Here is a 22,838-nt window from a genome sequence, read left to right on the forward strand (position 1 = left end):
ATGACCAACACCACTCCGGCGCGCGCGGGAACAGAACAGCTGGCGGCGCTGGTGGCGACGGTCGCGGCGATGGAGCCGGCCCGGATCGCGGTGGATTTCGACGGCACCGCGGTGTCCTACGCCGACCTCGACGCCCAGCTGACGACGATGGCCGAGCTGACCGGTGGCGCACTGGACCCCGAGAGCCTCGTGCAGGTCGTGCTCGCCGAACTGTTCCCCGGCGTGGTCGACGCCGCCGACGGCACCTTCGGAGTGCTGCTGGACGCGCTGGCCGGTGACGCCCTGGCCGCCCTGGGTATGGAGCCGCCGATGGCGGGGCAGGCGCCGACCCTGGTCGACCGCTTCGCCGAGCAGCTGGCCCGCACCCCCGACCTGGTCGCGGTGCAGTTCGGCGCGCGGACGCTGACCTACGCCGAATTCGATGCCAGGGTGCGGGTGCTGGCCGGGCGGCTGGTCGCCCTCGGGGTGGGACCGGAGGCGCTGGTCGGGCTGGCGATGCGACGCGGCCTCGAGCTGATCGTCGCGGTGCACGCGATCGTGCGCGCCGGTGGCGCCTACGTGCCGCTGGACCCCGATCACCCGGTGGACCGGCTGCACTACGTGCTCGAGGTGGCCCGTCCGGTCGTGGTGGTGACCCGGGCCGCCGACGAGCCCGATCTCAACGGCGTCCCCGTGCTGCGCACCGACGACATCGACTGGACCGCGCCGCCCGCCGCGGTGGACGGCGGCGCGCGGGCGGGCAATACCGCCTACGTCATCTTCACCTCGGGCTCGACCGGCCGACCCAAGGGCGTGGCGGTCACCCACGGCGCGATCGTGGCGAACCTGGACTGGCGCCAGCGCCGCTACGCGCTTTCCGATGCCGACGTGGTGCTGCAGAAGACGCCCTACACCTTCGACGTGTCGGTGTGGGAGCTGTTCTGGCCCTTGCAGATCGGCGCCAGACTGGTCGTCGCGGAACCCGGTCGCCACGGTGATCCCGGTTACCTGGCCGCGCTGATCGCCGAGCACCGGGTCAGCGTCACCCACTTCGTGCCCTCGATGCTGGCCGCGTTCGCCGGTGAGCTGTCCGAGACCACCGCACCGGTGGACCTGTCCTCGCTGCGGATGGTGTTCGCCTCCGGGGAGGCGCTGCCCGCCGCCACCGCCACGCGGTTGCGCAAGCTGTCGGCGACCGCGCTGCACAACCTGTACGGGCCCACCGAGGCGGCGGTCGACGTGACCGCGCACGAGGTGAGCGACGCCGACGAGGTATCGGTGCCGATCGGCGGTCCCGCCGACGACACCGGGCTGCTGGTGCTCGACGAGAACCTCGACCAGGTACCCGCGGGTGTGGTGGGCGAGCTGTACCTGTCCGGGGTGCAGCTGGCGCGCGGCTATGTCGCCCGGCCGGGCCTGACCGCCGATCGCTTCGTCGCCAATCCGTACGGCGTGCCCGGCGAGCGCATGTACCGCACCGGTGACCTGGTGCGGCAACTGCCCGGCGGGGACGAGCTGGAATACCTGGGGCGCACCGACTTCCAGGTGAAGCTGCGTGGTCTGCGGATCGAGCTCGGGGAGATCGAGGCCGTGCTGGCCGCGCATCCGCGCGTCGGCAATGCCGCGGTGGTGCTGCATCGGTATGCCGCGGGCGAGGCGTTGGTCGGCTATGTGGTCAGTGTCGACGGCGCACCGCTCGACGAGGCCGAGCTGGTCGCGCACGCGAAGGCGTCGATGCCCGAGTACATGGTGCCCTCGCTGCTGGTGCAGCTGCCCGCGATGCCGATCAACGCCAGCGGCAAGCTGGATCGTAAGGCCCTGCCGGAGCCCGACTTCCGGGTCGCGGCCGCGGAGTTCCGCGCGCCGGTCACCACCACCGAGCGCGCCGTGGCGGCGCTGTTCGGCGATCTGCTCGACGTCGAGACCGTCGGCCTGGACGACGACTTCTTCCGCCTCGGCGGCAACTCGCTCATCGCCACCCGTGCCATCGCCCGCCTGCAGGCGAATTTCGGTGTGCGGGTGGATGTGCGGGACTTCTTCGACAATCCGACCGTCGCCGTGCTGGCGAAGCTCGTCGACGGCGGGCCCGTCGACGACCGCCCGGTTCTGGTCGCGGGCCCGCGCCCCGAGGTGCTGCCGCTCTCGCCCGCCCAGCAGCGGATGTGGTTCCTGAACCGGTTCGATCCGGAGACCGGCGCCTACAACATCCCGATCGCCGTCCGCCTGTCCGGCGCGCTCGAGCTGGACGCCCTGCGCGCCGCCGTCGGCGATCTGATCGCCCGGCACGAGGTGCTGCGGACGGTGTACCCGGAGGTCGACGGGGTCGGGACACAGCGCGTGCTGTCCCCGGCGGAGGCACTCGATGTGCTTGCGGCCGAGTCGAACTCGACCCTTCTCGCTGCCGACGCTGCGAGCGTTGCCGGCGCTACGGCCGGGTCGGGGGTCGGCGGGGTCGAGTCGGCGTCGGTGTTGTCCCGCATCCTCACGCCCATCGGTGTCGCGGCGCACGACCTTCCCGAGACGCTGGCCGCGGAGATTCTGCGCGGGTTCGATGTCACCGCCGCGCCGCCGCTGCGGGCGCGGTTGTACGAGGTCGACGGTGACCACGTGCTGGTGCTGGTGGTGCACCACATCGCCTCGGACGGCTGGTCGGCCGGCCCGCTGGTGCGGGACACCATGACCGCCTACTACGCGCGGACCGAGGGCACGGCGCCGCAGTGGGCGCCGCTGCCGGTGCAGTACGCCGATTACACGCTGTGGCAGCGAGCGCTGCTCGGGTCCGAGGACGATGCCGACTCCAGGGCCGGGCGGGAGATCGCCTACTGGCGCGAGGCGCTGGCCGGGCTGCCGGACGAATCCAGCCTGCCGACCGATCGCCCGCGTCCCGCCGTCGCGTCGATGCGGGGCCGCCGGGTCGAGTTCGCGCTCGACGCCGAGCTGGTGGCGACGCTGAATGCGGTGGCGGCCGAGCAGGGCGCGACCCTGTTCATGGTCCTGCACGCCGCGCTGTCGGTGTTGATCGCACGCCTGTCGGGGACCACCGACGTGGCGATCGGCAGCCCGGTCGCCGGGCGTGGCGCCGCCGAACTCGACGATGTCATCGGCATGTTCGTCAACACCGCGATCCTGCGCACCGAGGTGCGCGGCGGGGAGTCCTTCGCCGAACTGCTCGGCCGGGTCCGCACCGGCGATCTGGCCGCGTTCGACCACACCACCCTGCCGTTCGAGCGCCTGGTGGAGGTGCTCGCGCCGCCGCGCTCGGCCGGTCGTCACCCGCTGTTCCAGGTGGCGCTGGCACTGCAGAACCTGCCGCCGACCACATTCGAGCTGCCCGGCCTGCGTGCCGCCGCCGTCGACCTGCCCTACGACATCGAGAAGTTCGATCTGTCGGTGACCCTGCGTGCGTCCGACGCCACCGGTCTGTCCGGCGAATTCTCCTACGCCACCGACCTGTTCGACGAGTCCACCATCACGCGGATGGTGCGTCGCTTCACCGGCTTGCTCGCCGCGATCGCCGCCGCGCCGCAGACCCTGGTCGCCGACCTGCCGCTGCTGATCGACACCGAACTCACGGAGCTGACCAGTCGTACCGGCGGCCCGTCCGATCCCTTCCCGCTGCTGCCGCAGGTGCTGGCCGAGGCCGCCGCCGACCCGGCCGCGATCGCGATCCGCGACGGCGCGCGCACCGTGACCTACGGCGAACTCGACGCCGCGTCCGCACGCCTGGCCGCGCACCTGACCGGTCGCGGCATCGGCGCCGGTGACCTTGTCGCCGTGAGCATCCCGCGTTCCGCCGACTCCGTCACCGCCGTGTGGGGTGTCGTGCGTTCCGGCGCCGGTTTCCTGCCGGTCGACCCGACCTACCCCGCCGACCGCATCACCCACATGCTCGCGGACTCCGGAGCGGCTGTGGGCATCACGGTCGGGTCCGTCCGTGCCGACCTGCCCACCACCGTGGAGTGGCTCGCGCTCGACGCCGTGGCGAGCGCCGAGCCGACGAACCGGCTCGGCACGGCGGATGCCGCCGCCGTGGTCTCCGACGTCGACAGTTCTCTGCCGGCCGAACAACGTCGTGCGGTGGATCCGCTGGACCCCGCCTATGTCATCTACACCTCCGGGACCACCGGTCTGCCCAAGGGCGTGGTGATCCCGCACGGTGCCGTCGCGGCGTATCTGCCGGTGCAGGCGGGGCGGTATCGGGCGTCGGCGGACGCGCGGGTGCTGCACGTGGCCTCGCCGTCGTTCGACATCTCGGTGGCCGAGCTACTGCTGACCGTCACACACGGCGCGACCATGGTGGTCGCGCCGACCGGCGTGTTCGGCGGGGCGGAGCTGGGTGAGCTGCTGCGGACCGAGCGGGTGACCCATGTGATCATCACACCGTCGGCGCTGGCCACGGTGAATCCGGACGGGCTCGACGAGCTGCGGGTCGTGGTCGTCGGTGGTGAGGCGTGCCCGGCGGAACTGGTGGCGCGGTGGACCGCGGCGATCCCCGGTCTGGTGTTCCGCAACGGCTACGGTCCCACCGAGACCACCATCGTCACCAACATCAGCGCACCCCTCACGGCGACAACGCCGATCACCCTGGGCGCGCCGGTCGAGGGCACCACCGAACTGGTGCTCGACGAGCGGCTGCGTCCCGTTCCGGCCGGTGTCGTCGGCGAGCTGTATATCGCCGGGGCGCAGCTGGCGCGCGGCTACCATCGCAGGCCCGCGCTCACCGCGGGCCGGTTCGTCACCAATCCCTACGGCGCGCCGGGGGAGCGGATGTACCGCACCGGTGACACCGTGCGCTGGGTCCGCACCGGCGCCGACTGGGACCTGGAGTACTTGGGCCGCAACGACTTCCAGGTGAAGGTGCGCGGCTTCCGGATCGAGCTCGGTGAGATCGACGCCGTCCTGGCCCGGCACGCCGACGTGGATTTCGCCGCCACCCTCGGTCACCGCACCGAGGCGGGCGCGACCGTCCTCGTGTCCTACGTGGTGCCGGTCGCGGGCGCGGGCGTCGACACCGCGACGCTGATCGCGCACGTCGCCGCGCATCTGCCCGCGCACATGGTGCCGGCCGCGATCGTCACCCTCGACACCGTGCCGCTGACCCCGGTCGGCAAGCTCGACCGCGCCGCGCTGCCCGCGCCGGTCTTCGAGGCCGCCGCCTACCGCGCCCCCGAGTCGCCGACCGAGCAGGCCGTCGCCGCCGCGTTCGCCGAGGTCCTCGGCCTGGACCGGGTCGGCCGTGACGACGACTTCTTCGACCTGGGCGGCACCTCGCTGCTGGCGACCCGCTTGATGGCCCGCCTCGGCACCGACCTCGATCTCCGCATCCCGGTCCGCCAGCTCTTCGACACCACGACGGTGCTCGCCCTCGCCGCGGCCGCCGACCGGCTGCGCGGCACCGGCGCGGGCCCCGCCCTCGTCGCGGGCACCCGCCCCGATCCGCTGCCGCTCTCGCCCGCCCAGCAGCGCATGTGGTTCCTCAACCGGTTCGACCCCGGCTCGGCCACCGACAACATCCCGATGGCGGTGCGGCTGACCGGCGCGCTCGATGTCGCCGCGCTGCAGGCCGCCCTCGTCGACGTGCTCGACCGGCACGAAGTCCTGCGCACCCGCTACCCGGAGCGCGACGGACAGGCGATCGCCGAGATCCTGCCCGCCACCGGCCTCGTCCCGGAGGTGCTGCCACAGATCGTCGGCACGGCCGCGCTGACCGACGCGGTGCGCGCCTGCGCCACCACGGGCTTCGACCTGACCGTCGACGCTCCGATCCGGGCGACGCTGCTGCGCGTCACCGACGGTGCGGCAGCGGCTGACTCGTCCGGTGCGTCGCCGGTGCCGACGGACCCGGCAGCCGGCGCGGCCGAGTACGTGCTCGTGATCGTGCTGCATCACATCGCCGCCGACGGGTTCTCGTTCGGACCGCTGATCCGCGATGTGCTCACCGCCTACGGCGCCCGGGCCACCGGGAACGTGCCGCAGTGGTCGGCGCTGAGTGTGCAGTACGCCGACTACGCGGTGTGGCAGCACGCCGTCCTCGGGGACGCCGCCGATCCGGCATCGGTGGCGGCGCGACAGCTGTCGTTCTGGGCGGACACCCTCGCGGGCGTCCCCGAGCAGCTGGAACTGCCCGCCGACCGGACCCGGCCCGCGATCGCCTCGCGCAGCGGTGCGCTGCACCCGATCGACATCGATGCCGAAACACACCGCGCGCTGGCCGAATTCGCGCGGGCACGGGGTGTGACGGTGTTCATGGCGGCGCACGCGGTGTTCGCGGTCCTGCTCGCGCGGCTGTCGGCGACCACCGACATCGCGATCGGCACCCCGGTGTCGGGGCGCGGTGACCGGGCCCTCGACGACCTGGTCGGCATGTTCGTCAACACCCTCGTGCTGCGGACGCAGGTCGCTCCCGCCGCCTCGTTCACCGAACTGCTGGCCCGCGTACGCGAGACCGACCTCGCGGCCTTCGACCACGCCGACGTGCCGTTCGAGCGGCTGGTCGAGGTGCTCGACCCGGTTCGCTCCACCGCGCGCAACCCGCTGTTCCAGGTGATGCTGTCGCTCAACGAGGACACCCCGCGGGTCCTGGCCCTGCCCGGGCTCACCGTCGCCGGCGTCGATTTGCCGACCGCCGTCGCCAAGTTCGACCTCGAACTGACCCTCACCGAGCACCGCGACGAGCACGGCGCCCCCGCGGGCCTGTCCGGCGCGTTCCTCTACGCCACCGACCTGTTCGACGCGACCACCGTCGCCGGGTTCGCCACCCGCCTGCACCGGTTGCTCGACGGCGTCCTCGCCGACCCCGACCGGCCGGTCGGTGATCTCGACCTGCTCGACCCGGCCGAATCCACCGAGATCCTGACCGCCTGGAACGCCACCGACCTGCCTCTTGACGCCGCGGCCACGCTCGCCTCGCTGGTCGCCGACCAGGTCGCCGCCACGCCGGACGCCGTCGCGGTGGTCGTCGACACCGACCCGGCGGACGAACCGGTCTCGGACGCGAGCCCCGTCGAATCGCTGACGTACGCGGAGTTCGCGAGCCGAGTCCATCGTCTGGCGCGGCACCTCGTCGGCATGGGCGCGGGACCGGGAGCGATGGTCGCCGTAGCCCTGCGGCGCGGTCTCGATCAGCTCGTCGCCGTGCACGCCGTGCTCGCGGCCGGTGCCGCGTACGTGCCGGTCGACCCGGATCATCCGGCCGAGCGGACCGCGTACGTGCTGGCGTGCACGGCACCGGTCTGCGTGCTGACCGCCACCGGTCACGGTGTGGCCGTGGGGGACTCGGTCGTCGAGATCGACACCCTGGAGCTGTCGGAGCTCTCGGCGGCGCCGCTCGCCGACGAGGAGCGGACCACCCCGCTGCGCCCCGATCACCTCGCCTACGTGCTGTTCACCTCCGGCTCGACCGGCAGGCCCAAGGGTGTGGCGGTGCCGCACCGGGCCGTGGTCAACCAGCTGCTGTGGTTGCAGCGCGAGTACGCGCTCACCGGCGACGACGCCGTCCTGCAGAAGACCCCGTTCACCTTCGACGCGTCGGTGTGGGAACTGCTGTGGCCGTTGCAGACCGGCGCGCGGCTGGTCCTCGCCACCGCCGACGGGCACCGCGACCCGGCCTATCTGGCCGCCGCGACCGCGCGGCACGCGGTCAGCGTCGTGCAGTACGTGCCGTCGGTGCTGGCCGCCGTCGTCGCCGAGCCGGTGCGCGCGGAGAGCCTGCGCCTGGTCTTCGCCGGTGGTGAGGCCCTGACCACCGAGCTGGCCCAGCGTGTGCGCGCCGCCACCGGTGCCGCCGTCGTGAACCTGTACGGCCCCACCGAAACCGCCGTCCAGGTCACCACCCACCGGGTCGGCGCCGAGCCGACCGCCGCCGCTCCGATCGGCACGCCCGTCGCCAATACCCGCGTGTACGTGCTGGATTCGCGGCTGCGCCCGGTGCCCGCCGGTGTTCCGGGCGAGCTGTACGTGGCGGGCGCCCAGCTGGCCGACGGCTATCACGGCCGCGCCGACCTGACCGCCGAGCGTTTCGTCGCCGACCCGTTCGGGACCGGCGACCGCCTCTACCGCACCGGCGACCTGGTGGTCTGGCGCACCGGTCACGCCGGACCGGCCCTGCACTACCTGGGCCGCACCGACTTCCAGGTGAAGCTGCGCGGCCTGCGCATCGAACCCGCCGAGATCGAAGCCGCCCTGGCGGCGGTCCCGGGTGTCGGCCGGGTCGCGGTGATCGTCCGCTCCGACGACGATCGCCCGGACCAGCTCGTCGCCTATATCGCGCCCGCTGCCCGCCCAGGTGCGGCCGGCGACGTCACCGGTCCGAACCCCGCGGTCAGGAGGTCGGCCGACGGACAGGCAGCGGTAGCGCAGTCCTTGACGCCGGCCGTCCTCGATGCCGCCGTCGCGGCGGTGCTGCCGTCCTACATGGTGCCCGGCGCCTACGTCGTCCTCGACGCGTTGCCGATCAACAGCTCCGGCAAGCTCGACCGCCGGGCCCTGCCCGCGCCGGAATCGCCGGAGCGGGAGTACCGCGAGCCGTCGACCGCCACCGAACGGATCGTCGCGGCGACCTTCGCCGACGTCGTCGGACTCGATCGGGCCGGCGCCGACGACGACTTCTTCGCCCTGGGCGGCAACTCGCTGCTCGCCACCCAGGTGGCCGCGCGACTCGGCGCGGCCCTGGACGCGAAGGTCCCGGTGCGGGAACTGTTCGAGGCGAGCACCGTCGCCGGTCTCGCGGTCCGCCTGGACGCGCTGCGCGGCACCGGCAGCAGGCGCGGACCGGTGGCGGGCCCACGGCCGCCACGGATTCCGCTTTCGCCGGCGCAGCAGCGCCTGTGGTTCCTGCACCGTTTCGATCCGTCCTCCACGGCGTACCACATCCCGGTCGCGATCCGGCTCAGCGGCGACCTCGACACCGCCGCGCTGCGCGGCGCCCTGGGCGACCTGATCGCCCGGCACGAGACGCTGCGCACCACCTATCCCGAATTCGACGGGCAGGCCACCCAGCTCGTCGGCGCGCCGTTCGTCCCCGTGCTCGCGGTGACCGAGATCGAGGCCGGGAACGTGGCCGCCGCCGTGGCCGCGACGCTCGACGGAGGCTTCGACATCACCACCGAGGTGCCGGTGCGCGCCGCGCTGCTGCGGGTGTCGCCGACCGAGCACGTCCTGGTACTGGTCGTGCATCACATCGCCGCCGACGGCTGGTCGATGGGGCCGCTCACTCGCGACCTGGTCGCCGCCTACGCGGCCCGCAGTGCCGGTGCCGAGCCGCAGCTGCCCGCCCTGGCCGTGCACTACGCCGACTACGCGCTGTGGCAGACCGAAGGCCTCGGCAGCGCCGACGATCCCGACGCGCCGCTGGCCCACCAGCTCGCCTACTGGACCGACCGGCTCGCGGGACTGCCCGACGTACTCACCTTGCCCGCCGACCGCCGCAGGCCGCTGATCGCCTCCAACCGCGGCGCCACTTTCACCACCACCCTCGACGCCGAACTGCACCGCCGCATCGACCAGCTCGCCCGCACGCAGCGCGCCACCCCGTTCATGGTGCTGCACGCCGGGCTCGCGGTGCTGCTGGCGCGGCTGTCGGCGGGCACCGACATCGTCGTCGGCACGCCCGTCGCCGGCCGTGGGCATCGCGAACTCGACGACATCGTCGGCATGTTCGTCAACACCCTGGTGCTGCGGGCGAGCGTGTCCGCCGCCGCGCCGTTCAGCGCCCTGCTCGACGACATCCGCGCCGGCGACCTCGACGCCTTCGAGCACGCCGACGTGCCGTTCGAAAGTCTCGTCGACGCCGTCAACCCGGCTCGCTCCCAGGGCTATTCGCCGCTGTACCAGGTGTCGCTGGCGCTGCAGAACCAGCGCACCACCGCGTTCGAGCTGCCCGGCCTGACCCTGTCCGGGCTGACCCTGCCGGACGCGCCGATCGAAGTGGACCTGGACTTCACCTTCGTCGACCACTACGCCGCCGACGGCACCGCCGACGGTCTCGACCTCGAACTGCGCTACGCCACCGACCTCTTCGACGCCGACACCATCGCGACCCTGGTCGGCATGCTGGAGCGGGTGCTGCGCGCCGCCGTCACCGCGCCCGGCACCGCCGTCGGTGACCTCGCCGTGCTCGACGACAGCGCCCGCGCGCGACTGCTCGCCGGTCCGCACGGTGACCTCGTGCCACTCGACCCCGTCCTCGCCGAACTCGGCCTGCGCGCTCCGCTGGCCGCAGATCTGGTGGACGCGGCCGCCGCCCGTGACCCGCACGCCGTCGCCGCCGTCTGCGACGGCGCCGAGATCACCTACGGCGCCCTCGCCGCCCGGGCGAACCGGCTCGCGCGCAGGCTGATCGACTGCGGCGTCGGCCCCGAGACCCCGGTCGCGGTCGCGGTGCCTCGCGGCATCGAGCTACTGGTGGTACTGCACGGTGTGCTCGCCGCCGGTGGCGTGTACGTGCCGGTCGATCCGGCCCAGCCCGCCGACCGCATCGGGCACGTGCTCGAGACCGCGGCGCCGCGCCTGGTCGTCGCCGCCTCGGACGACGCGCTCGACCATGTCGACCGCGGCATCCGATCCGCTACGGCCTCGGTGCATTTCGCCGCCGCCTCGCGCTCCGGCTTCCCGATGCTGACCGTCGCGCAGCTCGAGGACCCCGCGCAGCCGCCGGTCCACGGCGGCCCGGTCACCGATGCCGAACGCCTCGCCCCGCTGCATCCCGAGCACCCCGCCTACGTGCTGTTCACCTCCGGCTCCACCGGTCTGCCCAAGGGCGTGCTGGTCTCGCATCGGGCCGTGGTCAACGAACTGTGCTGGCTGCGTGGCGAATACGACCTGACCGCGGCCGACCGGCTGCTGCAGCGCGCGCCGCTGACCTTCGACGTCTCGCTGTGGGAGCTGCTGTGCCCGGCGCTGCTCGGCGCCACCCTGGTCCTGCTGCGGCCCGGCGGCCACCTCGACCTCGCCTACCAGGCGCGGGTGGTGCGTGAACAGGGCGTCACCATCGCCGAGTTCGTGCCGTCGGTGCTGGCCGCGATGCTCGCCGAAGGGCTGGCCGAGGACCTGCGCGGACTGCGGATGCTGCATCTGGGCGGCGAGGAACTGCCCGCCGCGCTGGCGGCCACCGTGCTCGCCACCCTGCCCGCCGAACTGCACAACACCTACGGCCCGACCGAGGTGACGATCACCAGCACCTTCCAGCACATCACCGCGCCGGTCGAGCAGACCGAGCTGCCGATCGGCAGGCCGAGCTGGAACGTGCGCGCCTACGTGCTCGACGAGCGGCTGCATCCGGTGCCCGCCGGGGTCGCCGGTGAGCTGTACCTGGCGGGCGACCAGCTCGCCCGCGGCTACCTGGGCAGGCCCGACCTGACCGCCGACCGCTTCGTCGCCGACCCGTACGGCCCCGACGGCGCACGCATGTACCGGACCGGTGATCTGGTGCGCCGCGATCGCGCCGGTGCGCTGGTGTACCTGGGCCGCAACGACTTCCAGGTCAAGATCCGTGGTCTGCGGATCGAGCTGGGCGAGATCGAGGCCGCCCTCGGCGACGCTCCCGGCGTCACCCACGCGACCGTGCTGCCCGCGACCGACGACGCCGGGCGGCAGTGCCTGGTCGCCTACGTCGCCGGTGCCGTCGACCCCGCCGTGGTGCGCGCGCACGTCGCCAGCCGGGTGCCCGCGTACATGGTGCCCGCCCACCTGGTGGTGCTCGACACCGTCCCACTCAACTCCGCGGGCAAATTGGACCGCGCCGCGCTGCCGGCCGCCGACCTGTCGGTGACCACCGCGTACGTGGCGCCGCGACCGGGCGCGCAGACCGCGCTCGCTGCCGTGGTCGGTGAGCTGCTCGGGCTGCCCCGCGTCGGCGCCGACGACGACTTCTTCGACATCGGCGGCAACTCCCTGCTCGCCATGCGGCTCGTCGCCCGCGCCAACGCGGCGCTGGGCAGCGCGCTCGACGTGCGCGATGTGTTCGACACCCCGACCGTCGCCGGCCTGGCCGCCCGTGCCGCCACCCACGGCGAGCGGCTGCCCGCGCTGACCGTGGTGGACCCGCGCCCGGCCCGGATCCCGTTGTCGCTGGCCCAGACCCGCCTGTGGCTGCTCAACCGCATCGACCCCGACTCGGCCGTCTACACCCTGCCGATCGCGCTGCGCCTGACCGGCGCGCTGGACACCGACGCGCTGTGGGCGGCGCTGGGCGATGTGCTCGCGCGGCACGAGTCGCTGCGGACGGTATTCCCCGAAGACGCCGAGGGACCCACCCAGGTCGTCCTCGCGGTGGACCGGGTGCTGCCGCCCGCCGTCGTCGGTGAGATCGCCGAAGCGGACCTGGCCGAGGCCGTCCGCGAGATCGTCGGGGCGGGCTACGACCTGACGACTCAGCCGCCGGTCCGCGCCGCGCTGCTGCGGTCGATCCCCGCCGGTCGGAACGGGTCCTCCGTCGCCGCCGCGCGCCATGGTGCCGCCCTCGCCGGTGGGGTGGCCGAAGCCGCCCTGCGCGGCGATGCGGCGTCCACGCCGAGCGAGGTCGAGCACGTGCTGGTGCTCGCGGTGCATCACATCGCCGCCGACGGGGTGTCGACCACGCCGCTGGCCCGGGATCTGCTCACCGCGTACGCCGCGCGCAGTGCGGGGCAGGTGCCGGCGTGGGAGCCGCTGCCGGTGCAGTATCCCGACTTCACGCTGTGGCAGCACGCGGTGCTCGGCGATGCCGCCGACCCGGCGTCGCGGCTGGCCCGGCAGCTGAGGCACTGGCGCGACGAATTGGCCGGGCTCGCCCCGGCGCTGGAACTCGCCACCGATCGGCCGCGGCCCGCGGTGCGCACGGGTGCGGGTGGGGCCGTCGGGTTCGACGTGCCCGCCGACGTGCTGGCCGGGATCGAGGAGCTGGCCCGCCGCCACGGTGTCTCCACCTTCATGGTGGTGCACGCGGCCTTCGCCGTGCTGCTGTCGCGGCAGGGGGCCGGAGCCGACATCGTGGTCGGAACGCCGGTCGCGGGCCGGGCCGATGCCGCGCTCGACGATCTGGTCGGCATGTTCGTCAACACCCTGGTGCTGCGGACCACGGTCGACGCGGGCGCCGGATTCGCCGACGTGCTCGCGCATGTGCGCGAGGCCGATCTGCGCGCTTTCGCCCATGCCGAGCTGCCGTTCGAGCGGCTGGTCGAGGAGCTGAATCCGGCCCGCTCGACCGCGTATTCGCCGATCGTGCAGGTGATGCTGGCGTTCGAGCACCGCGACGACACCAGCATCGAGCTGTCCGGTCTGCGGATCGACGAGTTCGCGCTGCCCGCCGCGACCACCCAGTTCGACCTGTCGCTGGCGCTCGACGAGATCACCGGCGCCGCCGGGGAACCCGGCCTGCGTGGCTGGCTGCGCTACGCCACCGACCTGTTCGACGCCGACACCGTCGCGGCCTTCGGCGAGCGCTTCGTCCGCGTCCTGGCCGCGGTGGTCGCCGACGAGGCGCGCCCGGTCGGGGAGATCGACCTGCTCGGTCCCGCCGAGACCGCCCAGCTCGCGGCGTGGAACGACACCGCCGCGCCGCTGGACACCGCGGCGACGCTCGTCTCGATGTTCGCCGCGCAAGCCGCGCGCACACCCGAGGCCGTCGCCCTCGACTTCGAAGGTCAGCGGATCACCTACGGCGAGTTCGCCGTTCGCGTCGCCCGCACGGCGCGATTCCTGATCGGCCAGGGCGTGGGTCCCGGCGCCGTCGTCGGGGTGGGCCTGCGCCGCGGCATCGACCTGCTCGTCGCGATCTACGCCGTGCAGGCGGCGGGCGCGGCCTACCTGCCGCTGGACCCCGACCACCCGGCCGACCGGATCGCCGACGTGCTGGCGACCGCGGCCCCGGTGTGCGTGCTCGCCGGCGCGGGGTTCCCCGACACCGGCACCCGCACCGTCGATCCCGCGGACCTGGACCTGTCCGGGTTCGCCGCCGATCCGGTCACCGACGCCGACCGGATCCGGCCGCTGCGCGCGGCCGATCTGGCGTACGTGCTGTTCACCTCGGGCTCGACCGGCAAGCCCAAGGGCGTGGCGGTCAGCCACACCGCGATCGTCAACCGCCTGGTCTGGATGCAGGACGCGTACCGGCTCGACGCGAACGGCGTCGTGCTGCAGAAGACGCCGATCACCTTCGACGTGTCGGTATGGGAGTTGTTCTGGCCCTTGCAGGTCGGCGCCACCCTGGTGATCGCCCGTCCCGACGGGCACCGCGATCCCGCCTACCTGGCGGAGCTGATCACCCGCGCCGGCGTCGATGTCGCGCACTTCGTGCCGTCGATGCTGGCGGCGTTCCTCGCCGAACCCCGGGCCGCCGACTGTGTGTCGCTGCGCCAGGTGTTCGCCTCCGGTGAGGCGCTGCCCGCCGCCGACGCCCAGCGGCTGCGCGCACTGCTGCCCGGGGTGGCCGTGCACAATCTGTACGGGCCGACCGAGGCCGCCGTCGACGTCACCTTCCACGAGGTCACCGACGCCGACACCGTCACCGTGCCGATCGGCGCCCCCGTCGCCAACACCGCGCTGCACGTGCTCGACGCCCGCCTGCGGCCCGTGCCCGTCGGTACCCCCGGCGAGCTGTACCTGGCCGGGGTCCAGCTGGCCCGCGGCTATCTGGCCCGCCCCGATCTGACGGCGGACCGCTTCGTCGCCGATCCGTACGGGATGCCGGGGGAGCGTATGTACCGCACCGGCGACCTCGTCGTGCGCACCCGCGGCGGCGAACTGGAATACCTGGGCCGCACCGACTTCCAGGTGAAACTGCGCGGCCTGCGCATCGAACTCGGCGAGATCGAAGCCGTCCTGTCCGGCCTCGACGCCGTCGACCGTGCCGTCGTCACCGTCCGCGACGACGGCACCGGCGACTATCTCACCGCCTACCTCGTCCCCGCGAGCACGGAAAGCGCACGCCACGCCCCGTCCGGCGAGACACTCGCCGCCGGCGCCGCGACCGCGGCGGAAGCGCCGGCTGGGCCGGGCCTCGATGCGGACCGCTCGGACGCGGCGGCGAACCGCGACCGGTCGGGTGGTCGCGCGATCGACCTGGAGCCGGTGAAATCCGCTCTGCGGCAAGCACTTCCGGCCTACATGGTGCCGAGCGCCTTCGTGGTACTCGACACGCTGCCGGTGAACGCGTCCGGCAAGCTCGATCGGCGGGCACTGCCCGCTCCCGAACTCCTCGCGCGCGCCTTCCGCGCACCGGCGACGCCGTCGGAGCAGCTGGTGGCCGGGGTGGTCGCGGAGGTGCTCGGCCTCGACCTGGTCGGCGCCGACGACGACTTCTTCGATCTGGGCGGCAATTCGCTCATCGCGACCCGGGTCGCCGCCCGGCTCGGGGCCGCGCTGGACCGGCAGGTGCCGGTGGCGCGGATCTTCGAGACCCCCGTGGTGGCCGCGCTGGCCGCGGCGCTCGACAGCGCCGAGGGCGCGGCCCGGCTGGCGCTGGCCGCGGGAGAGCGCCCCGCCGTGCTGCCGCTGTCGCCCGCGCAGCAGCGCATGTGGTTCCTCAACCGGTTCGATCCCGAGTCGGCCGGATACAACGTGCCGATCGCGGTGCGGCTCAGCGGGGCCCTCGATGTGGACGCGCTCGCCGCGGCCGTCGGCGATCTCGTCGAGCGCCACGAAGTGCTGCGCACCTACTACCCCGAGACCGCCGACGGCCCGGTGCAGGAGATCCTGTCCGCCGCCGAGGCCGGTGTCGCCCTGCGGGTCCGTGAGATCGCGGCCGATCAGGTCGTCACGGCGGTCACCGCACTGGCTGCCACCACCTTCGACGTGACCGCGGGGGTGCCCTGGCAGGTCGTGCTGTACCGGCTCACCGCCGGACAGTCCACCGACGGTGACCCTGCGGGGGTCTCGGCTGCCGCGTCCTCGCGGGAGGCGGTGCTGGCCCTGGTCGTGCACCACATCAGCGCGGACGGCTCGTCCGTCCCGCCGCTGGTGCGCGATCTGATGACCGCCTACCTGGCGCGCCGCGACGGCGCCGCCCCCCGGTGGACGCCGCTGCCGGTGCAGTACGCCGATTACGCGCTGTGGCAGCGCGCGGTCCTCGGCGACGAAGCCGACCCCACCTCGGTGGCCGCCCGCCAGCTCGACTTCTGGCGCGGCGAACTCGCCGATCTCCCCGACGAACTCGCCCTTCCGCTGGACCGGCCGCGCCCGGCCGTGCGCACCCTCGCCGGCGGCACGGTGCCGGTGACGCTGGACGCCGCCACCCACGCCCGGCTGACCGAGCTGGCCAGGGACGCGGGCGCGACCCTGTTCATGGTCGTGCACACCGCGTTCGCGGCCCTGCTCGGCCGCCTCAGCGGCAGTGCCGACATCACCGTCGGCACACCTGTGGCCGGGCGCGGTGAGGCCGCGCTGGAAGACCTGATCGGCATGTTCGTCAACACCCTGGTCTTCCGCACCCGCCTGGTGCCGGGGGAGACCTTCGGTCAGCTGCTGGCCCGCCAGCGCGCCACCGACCTCGCCGTGTACGCCAACGCCGACGTGCCGTTCGAGCGGCTCGTCGAGGTGCTCGACCCGGCCCGCTCCACCGCCAGGCACCCGCTGTTCCAGGTGGGCTTGTCGTTCCAGAACTTCGAGCGCGCCGAACTGGCCCTGCCCGGAATCACGGTGTCCGCGCTGGACACCGACAGCGCGCTGTCCCAATTCGACCTGCACCTGATCGTCAGCGACGACTACGCCGCCGACGGCGCCGCCGCCGGTGTCACGGGCGTGCTCACCTACGCCGACGACGTCATCGACCCCGAGACCGCCGCGGCGATCGCGGCCCGGCTGCAACGGCTGCTCACCGCCGTCGCCGCGGCGCCGCACACACCGCTGGACGGTATCGATGTGCTCGAGCCCGCCGAGCGGACCCGCATCCTCACCGAGTGGAACGCCACCGCGCACGAGATCGACCGCACCGCGACCCTGCTCACCCCGTTCCGCGACCGCGCACGCGAGACGCCCGGAGCGACCGCGCTCGTGTCCGAGGACACCGAACTGACCTACGCCGAGCTCGACGCCCGGGTCAATCGCCTCGCCCGCCACCTCGTCGCCGAGGGCGTCGGCCCCGATGTGCTGGTGGCCCTGGCCATGCGGCGCTCGATCGATCTCGTCGTCGCCATGTACGCGGTGCTCACCGCCGGCGGCGCGTACGTCCCCGTCGACCCGGATCACCCGGCCGAGCGCATCGCCCAGGTGCTCGACACCGCCCGCCCGCACCTGGTGCTCACCACCGCGCGCGACTACTTCGACCGGCAGTCGTCGACGGGCACCGGCATCGCCGCCATGGCCTCGCCCGCGCCCCGGATCGTCGTCGTCGACACCGTCGACACCTCCGTCTACGCGGCGGACCCGGTAGCCGAGGCGGAACTTCGGGCGCCCCTGCGGGATTCGAACCTCGCCTACGTCCTGTTCACCTCCGGCTCGACCGGCAGACCCAAGGGCGTGGCGATGAGTCACGCGGGCGTGCGCAACCAGATCGCGTGGCTCAACGCGCGATACCGGATCGACCGCGACGACGTGTACCTGCAGAAGTCCGCCGCCGGGTTCGACCTGTCGGTGTGGGGCTTCTTCGCCCCGCTGGCCGCCGGTGCCACGCTGGTGCTGGCCACCGCCGACGGGCATCGCGACCCGCTGTACCTGGCCGACCTCGTCGCCGCGCGCGCGATCACCGTCGCCGACTTCGTGCCGTCGATGCTGGCGATGTTCGCCGCGCACGCCGACGCGCGCCAGCTGGCGAGCCTGCGGCTGGTGTTCGCGATCGGCGAGGCGCTCACCCCGGACACGGTGGCGGCGCTGAGCGCGAAATCTACCGCGGCCGTGCACAACCTGTACGGACCCACCGAGGCCGCCGTCTCGGTCACCGCCTGGCCCGCCGACGGCGCGACCGGGCAGACCGTGCCGATCGGGGTGCCCGAGTGGAACACCCGGGTCTACGTCCTCGACGAACGCCTGCGGCCGGTCGCCCCCGGCGTCGCCGGTGAGTTGTACCTGGCGGGCGAGCAGCTGGCGCGGGGCTACCTCGGGCGTCCCGACCTCTCCGCCGACCGGTTCGTCGCCGACCCGTTCGGCGCGGCGGGCGAGCGCATGTACCGCACCGGCGATCTGGTGCGCTGGAATCGTGACGGGGTCCTGATCTACCTGGCGCGCATCGACTTCCAGGTGAAGTTCCGTGGCCAGCGCATCGAGCTCGGCGACATCGAGACCGCGCTGGGCGGCCTGCCGCAGGTCAGCCAGGCCGCGGCGGTGGTGTCGGCGAGCCCGACCGGCGACCGGCTCGTCGGCTACGCGGTGCCGGTACCCGGCGCCGAACTCGATCCCGCGCAGCTGCGTTCGGCCCTGGCGGCGGTGCTGCCGTCCTACATGGTGCCGTCGGTGATCGTCGTGCTCGACGCGTTCCCGCTCAACACCTCCGGCAAGCTCGACCGCAAGGCCCTGCCCGCACCGGAATTCGTGGCCAGGCCGTTCCGGGCCCCGGTCACCCCGGCCCAGCGCGCGGTCGCCGAGGTCTTCGGCGAGGTGCTCGGCCGCGACCGGGTCGGTCTCGACGACGACTTCTTCGAGCTCGGCGGCAACTCGCTCGTCGCCACCAGGGTCGCCGCCCGCCTCGGCGCGGCCCTGTCGACCCGGGTACCGGTGCGCACACTGTTCGAGGCGACCACCGTCGCCGACCTGGCCGAGGCGCTCGCCGGCCGGATGGGCAGCGGCGCGGGCATCGCGCTGCGCGCTGCCCGCCGCCCGCACCGGATCCCGCTCTCGGCGGCCCAGCAGCGCATGTGGCTGCTCAACCGCCTCGATCCGGCGTCGGCGGCCTACAACATCCCGATCGCGGTGCGGCTGCGTGGCGAGGTGGACGCGGCGGCGCTGGCCGCCGCCGTCGCCGACGTGCTGGACCGCCACGAGGTGCTGCGCACCGCGTACCCGGCGATCGACGGAATCGGCCATCAGGCGGTGTGGCAGTTCGTGCCGACCCCGGTCGTGGAGACCGTCGACCCGATCGCCGTGCCCGCGATGGTGGCCGCGGAGATCGGCCGCGGTTTCGACGTCACCGTCGCGCCGCCGGTCCGCGTGCGCGTGCTGCGCTGCGCACCCGACGAGGTCGTGCTGGTCGTGGTGATCCACCACATCAGCGCCGACGGCTTCTCCGCCGGACCGCTGCTGCGCGACACCACCGCCGCCTACCTGGCCCGCCGCGCGGGCACCGACCCCGGCTGGGCGCCGCTCGAGGTCCAGTACGCGGACTACACGCTGTGGCAGCGCGAGGTGCTGGGCAGCGAGGACGACCCCGAGTCGCTCGCCGCCGAGCAGGTGCGGTTCTGGCGCGACGAGCTGGCCGGGCTGCCCGGGCTGCTCGACCTGCCCACCGACCGGCCACGACCCGCGGTCGCCTCGCAGCGGGGCGCGAGCGTGGACACCGTGGTGGCGCCGCAGATCTGGCAGCGGGTCGGGCAGCTGGCCCGGCGCGCCGACGCCAGCGCGTTCATGGTCGCCCACGCGGCGCTGGCCGCCCTGCTGGCCCGGCTCAGCGGTACCGGTGACATCGCCATCGGCACCCCCGTCGCGGGTCGCGGCGAGGCCGCGCTCGACGATCTGGTCGGCATGTTCGTCAACACCCTGGTGCTGCGGACCGCCGTCGACCCGGCCGCATCGTTCACCGACCTGCTGGACCGGGCCCGCCGCGTGGACCTCGCCGCGTTCGAGCACGCCGACGTGCCGTTCGAACGACTCGTCGACGTGCTCGACCCGGTCCGCTCCACCGCGCACAGCCCGCTGTTCCAGGTGATGCTCGCCTTCCAGAACCTGGACGCCGCGCCCACCGAGGTCAGCCTGCCCGACCTCACCGTGACCGGGCTCGATACCGACACCGCCGTCGCCAAGTTCGACCTGGACCTGGTACTCGCCGACACCGCCGACGGCGGCTGCGCGGTGAGTCTCACCTACGCGACCGACCTGTTCGACGCCGCCACCGCGACCCGCATCGTCGACGGCTATGTGCGGGTCCTCGACGCCGTCACCGCCGACCCGGCCGGCCCGATCGGCGAGGTCGACCTGCTCACCGACGCCGATCGGAGCCTGCTCGAAACCTGGTGTGACACCGCGCATCCGGTGGCGGCCGAGGTGCTGCCGGTCGCGTTCGACCGGCAGGCCGCCGCGACGCCGGCCGCGATCGCGCTCACCGACGGCGACGTCTCGCTCACCTACGCCGAGTTCGCGGCCCGGGTGAACCGGCTGGCCCGCCACCTCGTCGACCAGGGCGTCGGGCCGGACACGGCGGTCGCCGTCGCCGCGCGCCGCTCGCCCGACCTGCTGGTCGCGGTGCACGCCGTGCTCGCCGCAGGCGGCACCTACGTGCCGATCGACCCCGATCATCCGGCCGAGCGGATCACCCGAGTCCTGCGGATCGCGCAGCCGGTGTGCGTGCTCACCACCGCCCGCGATCGCGCCGACCTGCCGGTCATCGCCGCGCCGGTGGGGGTCGACGTGGTGGTGGCCGACACGGTCGACCTCACCGGTTACCCGGCCGGGCCGCTCACCGACGCCGAGCGGGTGCAGCCGCTGCTGCCCGAGCACACCGCGTACGTGATCTTCACGTCCGGATCCACCGGCCTGCCCAAGGGCGTCGGGGTGCCGCACCGCGCCATCGTCAACCAGCTCGACTGGCTGGCCGCCGAATTCGGGTTCGCCGCGGGCGACACGGTGCTGCACAAGACGCCGGTCACCTTCGACGCCTCGATCTGGGAACTGCTGCTGCCGCCACGCGTCGGCGCCCGCACGGTCCTCGCCCGTCCCGGCGGACACGGCGATCCCGGCTACCTGGCCGACCTGATCGCCGAGCACGCCATCGACACCGTGCAGTTCGCACCGACCCTGCTCGCGGCCTACCTGGCCGAATCGGCGGCACGGCCGTCGGCGGCCGACCCGGTACGCAACGGCGTTGCGGGCCAAGCACTTCCGTCGACCGAAGACACCCGACCGGTCGCCGGTGGCGGAGCTGTGACGGTGCCCGTCGGTGTTCCGGCGGGTCTGCGGCGGGTGTTCGCCGGTGGCGAGATCCTGCCCGCGGCACTGGCCCAACGGGCCCGCGAGGTGACCGGCGCGCAGGTGATCAACCTGTACGGGCCGACGGAAACCGCCGTGCAGGTCAGCACCCACGTGGTGGGCGACGCCGACACGGTGACGGTGCCGATCGGCGCGCCGGTGCGGAACACCGGGCTCCACATCCTCGACGCGCGCCTGCGGCCGGTGCCGCCGGGTGTGACCGGCGAACTGTACGTCGGCGGTGCGCAACTCGCGCACGGCTACGTCGGCGCGGCCGGGCTCACCGCCGAGCGGTTCGTGCCCGACCCGTTCGCCGGGCCCGGCGAGCGGATGTACCGGACCGGCGACCTCGTCCGCCTGCGGACCGGCGACAACGGTGCGGCCGTCCTCGACTACGTGGGTCGCGGCGACCTCCAGGTCAAGCTCAACGGCCAGCGTCTCGAACTCGGCGAGGTGGAAGCCGCGCTGCTGCACCAGCCCGGCGTCGCGCAGGCCGCGGCGACCGTGGTGGCGGGGGCGGGCGCGGACCGGCTCGTCGGCTACGTCGTCGCGGAATCATCCGGGGCCCAGGGCGATCCGCTCGACCCGGCCGCGGTACGCGCGGCACTGGCCGCGGAGCTGCCCGGGTACCTGGTGCCCGCGGTGGTCGTCGTCCTCGACGCGTTCCCGGTCAACACCTCCGGCAAGCTCGACCGCGCCGCCCTGCCACGGCCGCAGCTGCGCCAGGCCGCCTACCGTGGCCCGGTCACCGAGACCGAACGGCTCGTCGCCGCGGAATTCGCCCGGGTCCTCGACCTGGACCGGATCGGCATGGACGACAACTTCTTCGACCTCGGTGGCAACTCGCTGACCGCGGTGCAGCTGTCCTCGCGGCTGAGCGCGGCGCTCGACGTCGCGGTGCCGGTCGCATGGTTCTTCACCGACCCGACACCCGCCGTGGTCGTGGAACGGCTCCGCGCCCGGGACGACGCGGCCGACGACGCGTTCGCGGTGCTGCTGCCGCTGCGCGCGCACGGCACCGGCGCACCGCTGTTCTGCATCCATCCCGTGGGCGGGGTGTCCTGGTCCTTCGCCGGCCTGACCCGTCATCTCGACCCCGAGCGCCCGATCTACGGTCTGCAGTCGCCCGCCCTCACCGCGGACGAACCGCTGCCCGACAGCATCGACGCCTGGGCCCAGCGCTATGTCACGGCCATCCGCGACGTCCAGCCCGAGGGGCCCTACCACCTGCTCGGCTGGTCGCTGGGCGGCCTGCTCGCGCACGCCGTCGCCACCCGGTTGCAGGCCGAGGGCGCCGAGGTCGCGCGGCTGGCGATGATGGACAGCTGGCTCGGCGACGGACCGGAGCAGACACCGCTGCCGACCGTCGGCGACCTGCTCGGCGGCCTCGCCGGCGACGAATTCGACGTGACCTTCGACGCCGACGGCCTGGCCGCCGCGGCCGCCGACCTCGGCGGACCGCTGGCCGCGCTGGACCGGACCCGCCTGGCCCGCATCATCGACGCCGCCACGGCCTCGATGACGATGGTCGACGCCTACCGGCCCGAGCGCTTCGACGGCGACCTGGTCTACTTCGCCGCCACCGTCGACGACCCCACCGGCGCGCGCGGCGCGGCGAGCTGGGCCGGCGTCATCGGCGGCGCGGTGCACCGGTACGGGATCGACGCCACCCACTGGGCGATGGCGAGCGAGGCCGCACTGGCCGCGATCGCCGCCGTGCTCGACGGCGCCGGGCCCACGGACGGCGGCGTCGACGCGGCGAGGGCCGATGCGCGAGCGGGGGTGCGGGGCGCATAGAATCGCGGAGCCGGCCGTCGAGCCTGCTGCCTGATCAC

Annotated in this window: 1 protein-coding gene; it reads left to right on the top strand. The window is 73.6% G+C overall.

Annotation, left to right across the window (positions count from 1 at the left end; all coding sequences use genetic code 11):
• Positions 1 to 22,800, top strand: coding sequence for a non-ribosomal peptide synthase/polyketide synthase (locus ATM97_RS10485; protein ID WP_218717774.1), 22,800 nt, complete (start codon positions 1 to 3; stop codon positions 22,798 to 22,800).
• Positions 22,801 to 22,838 lie beyond the last annotated feature (38 nt).

This window comes from Nocardia sp. MH4 (assembly GCF_019266065.1).
GTDB classification, from domain to species: domain Bacteria; phylum Actinomycetota; class Actinomycetes; order Mycobacteriales; family Mycobacteriaceae; genus Nocardia; species Nocardia canadensis.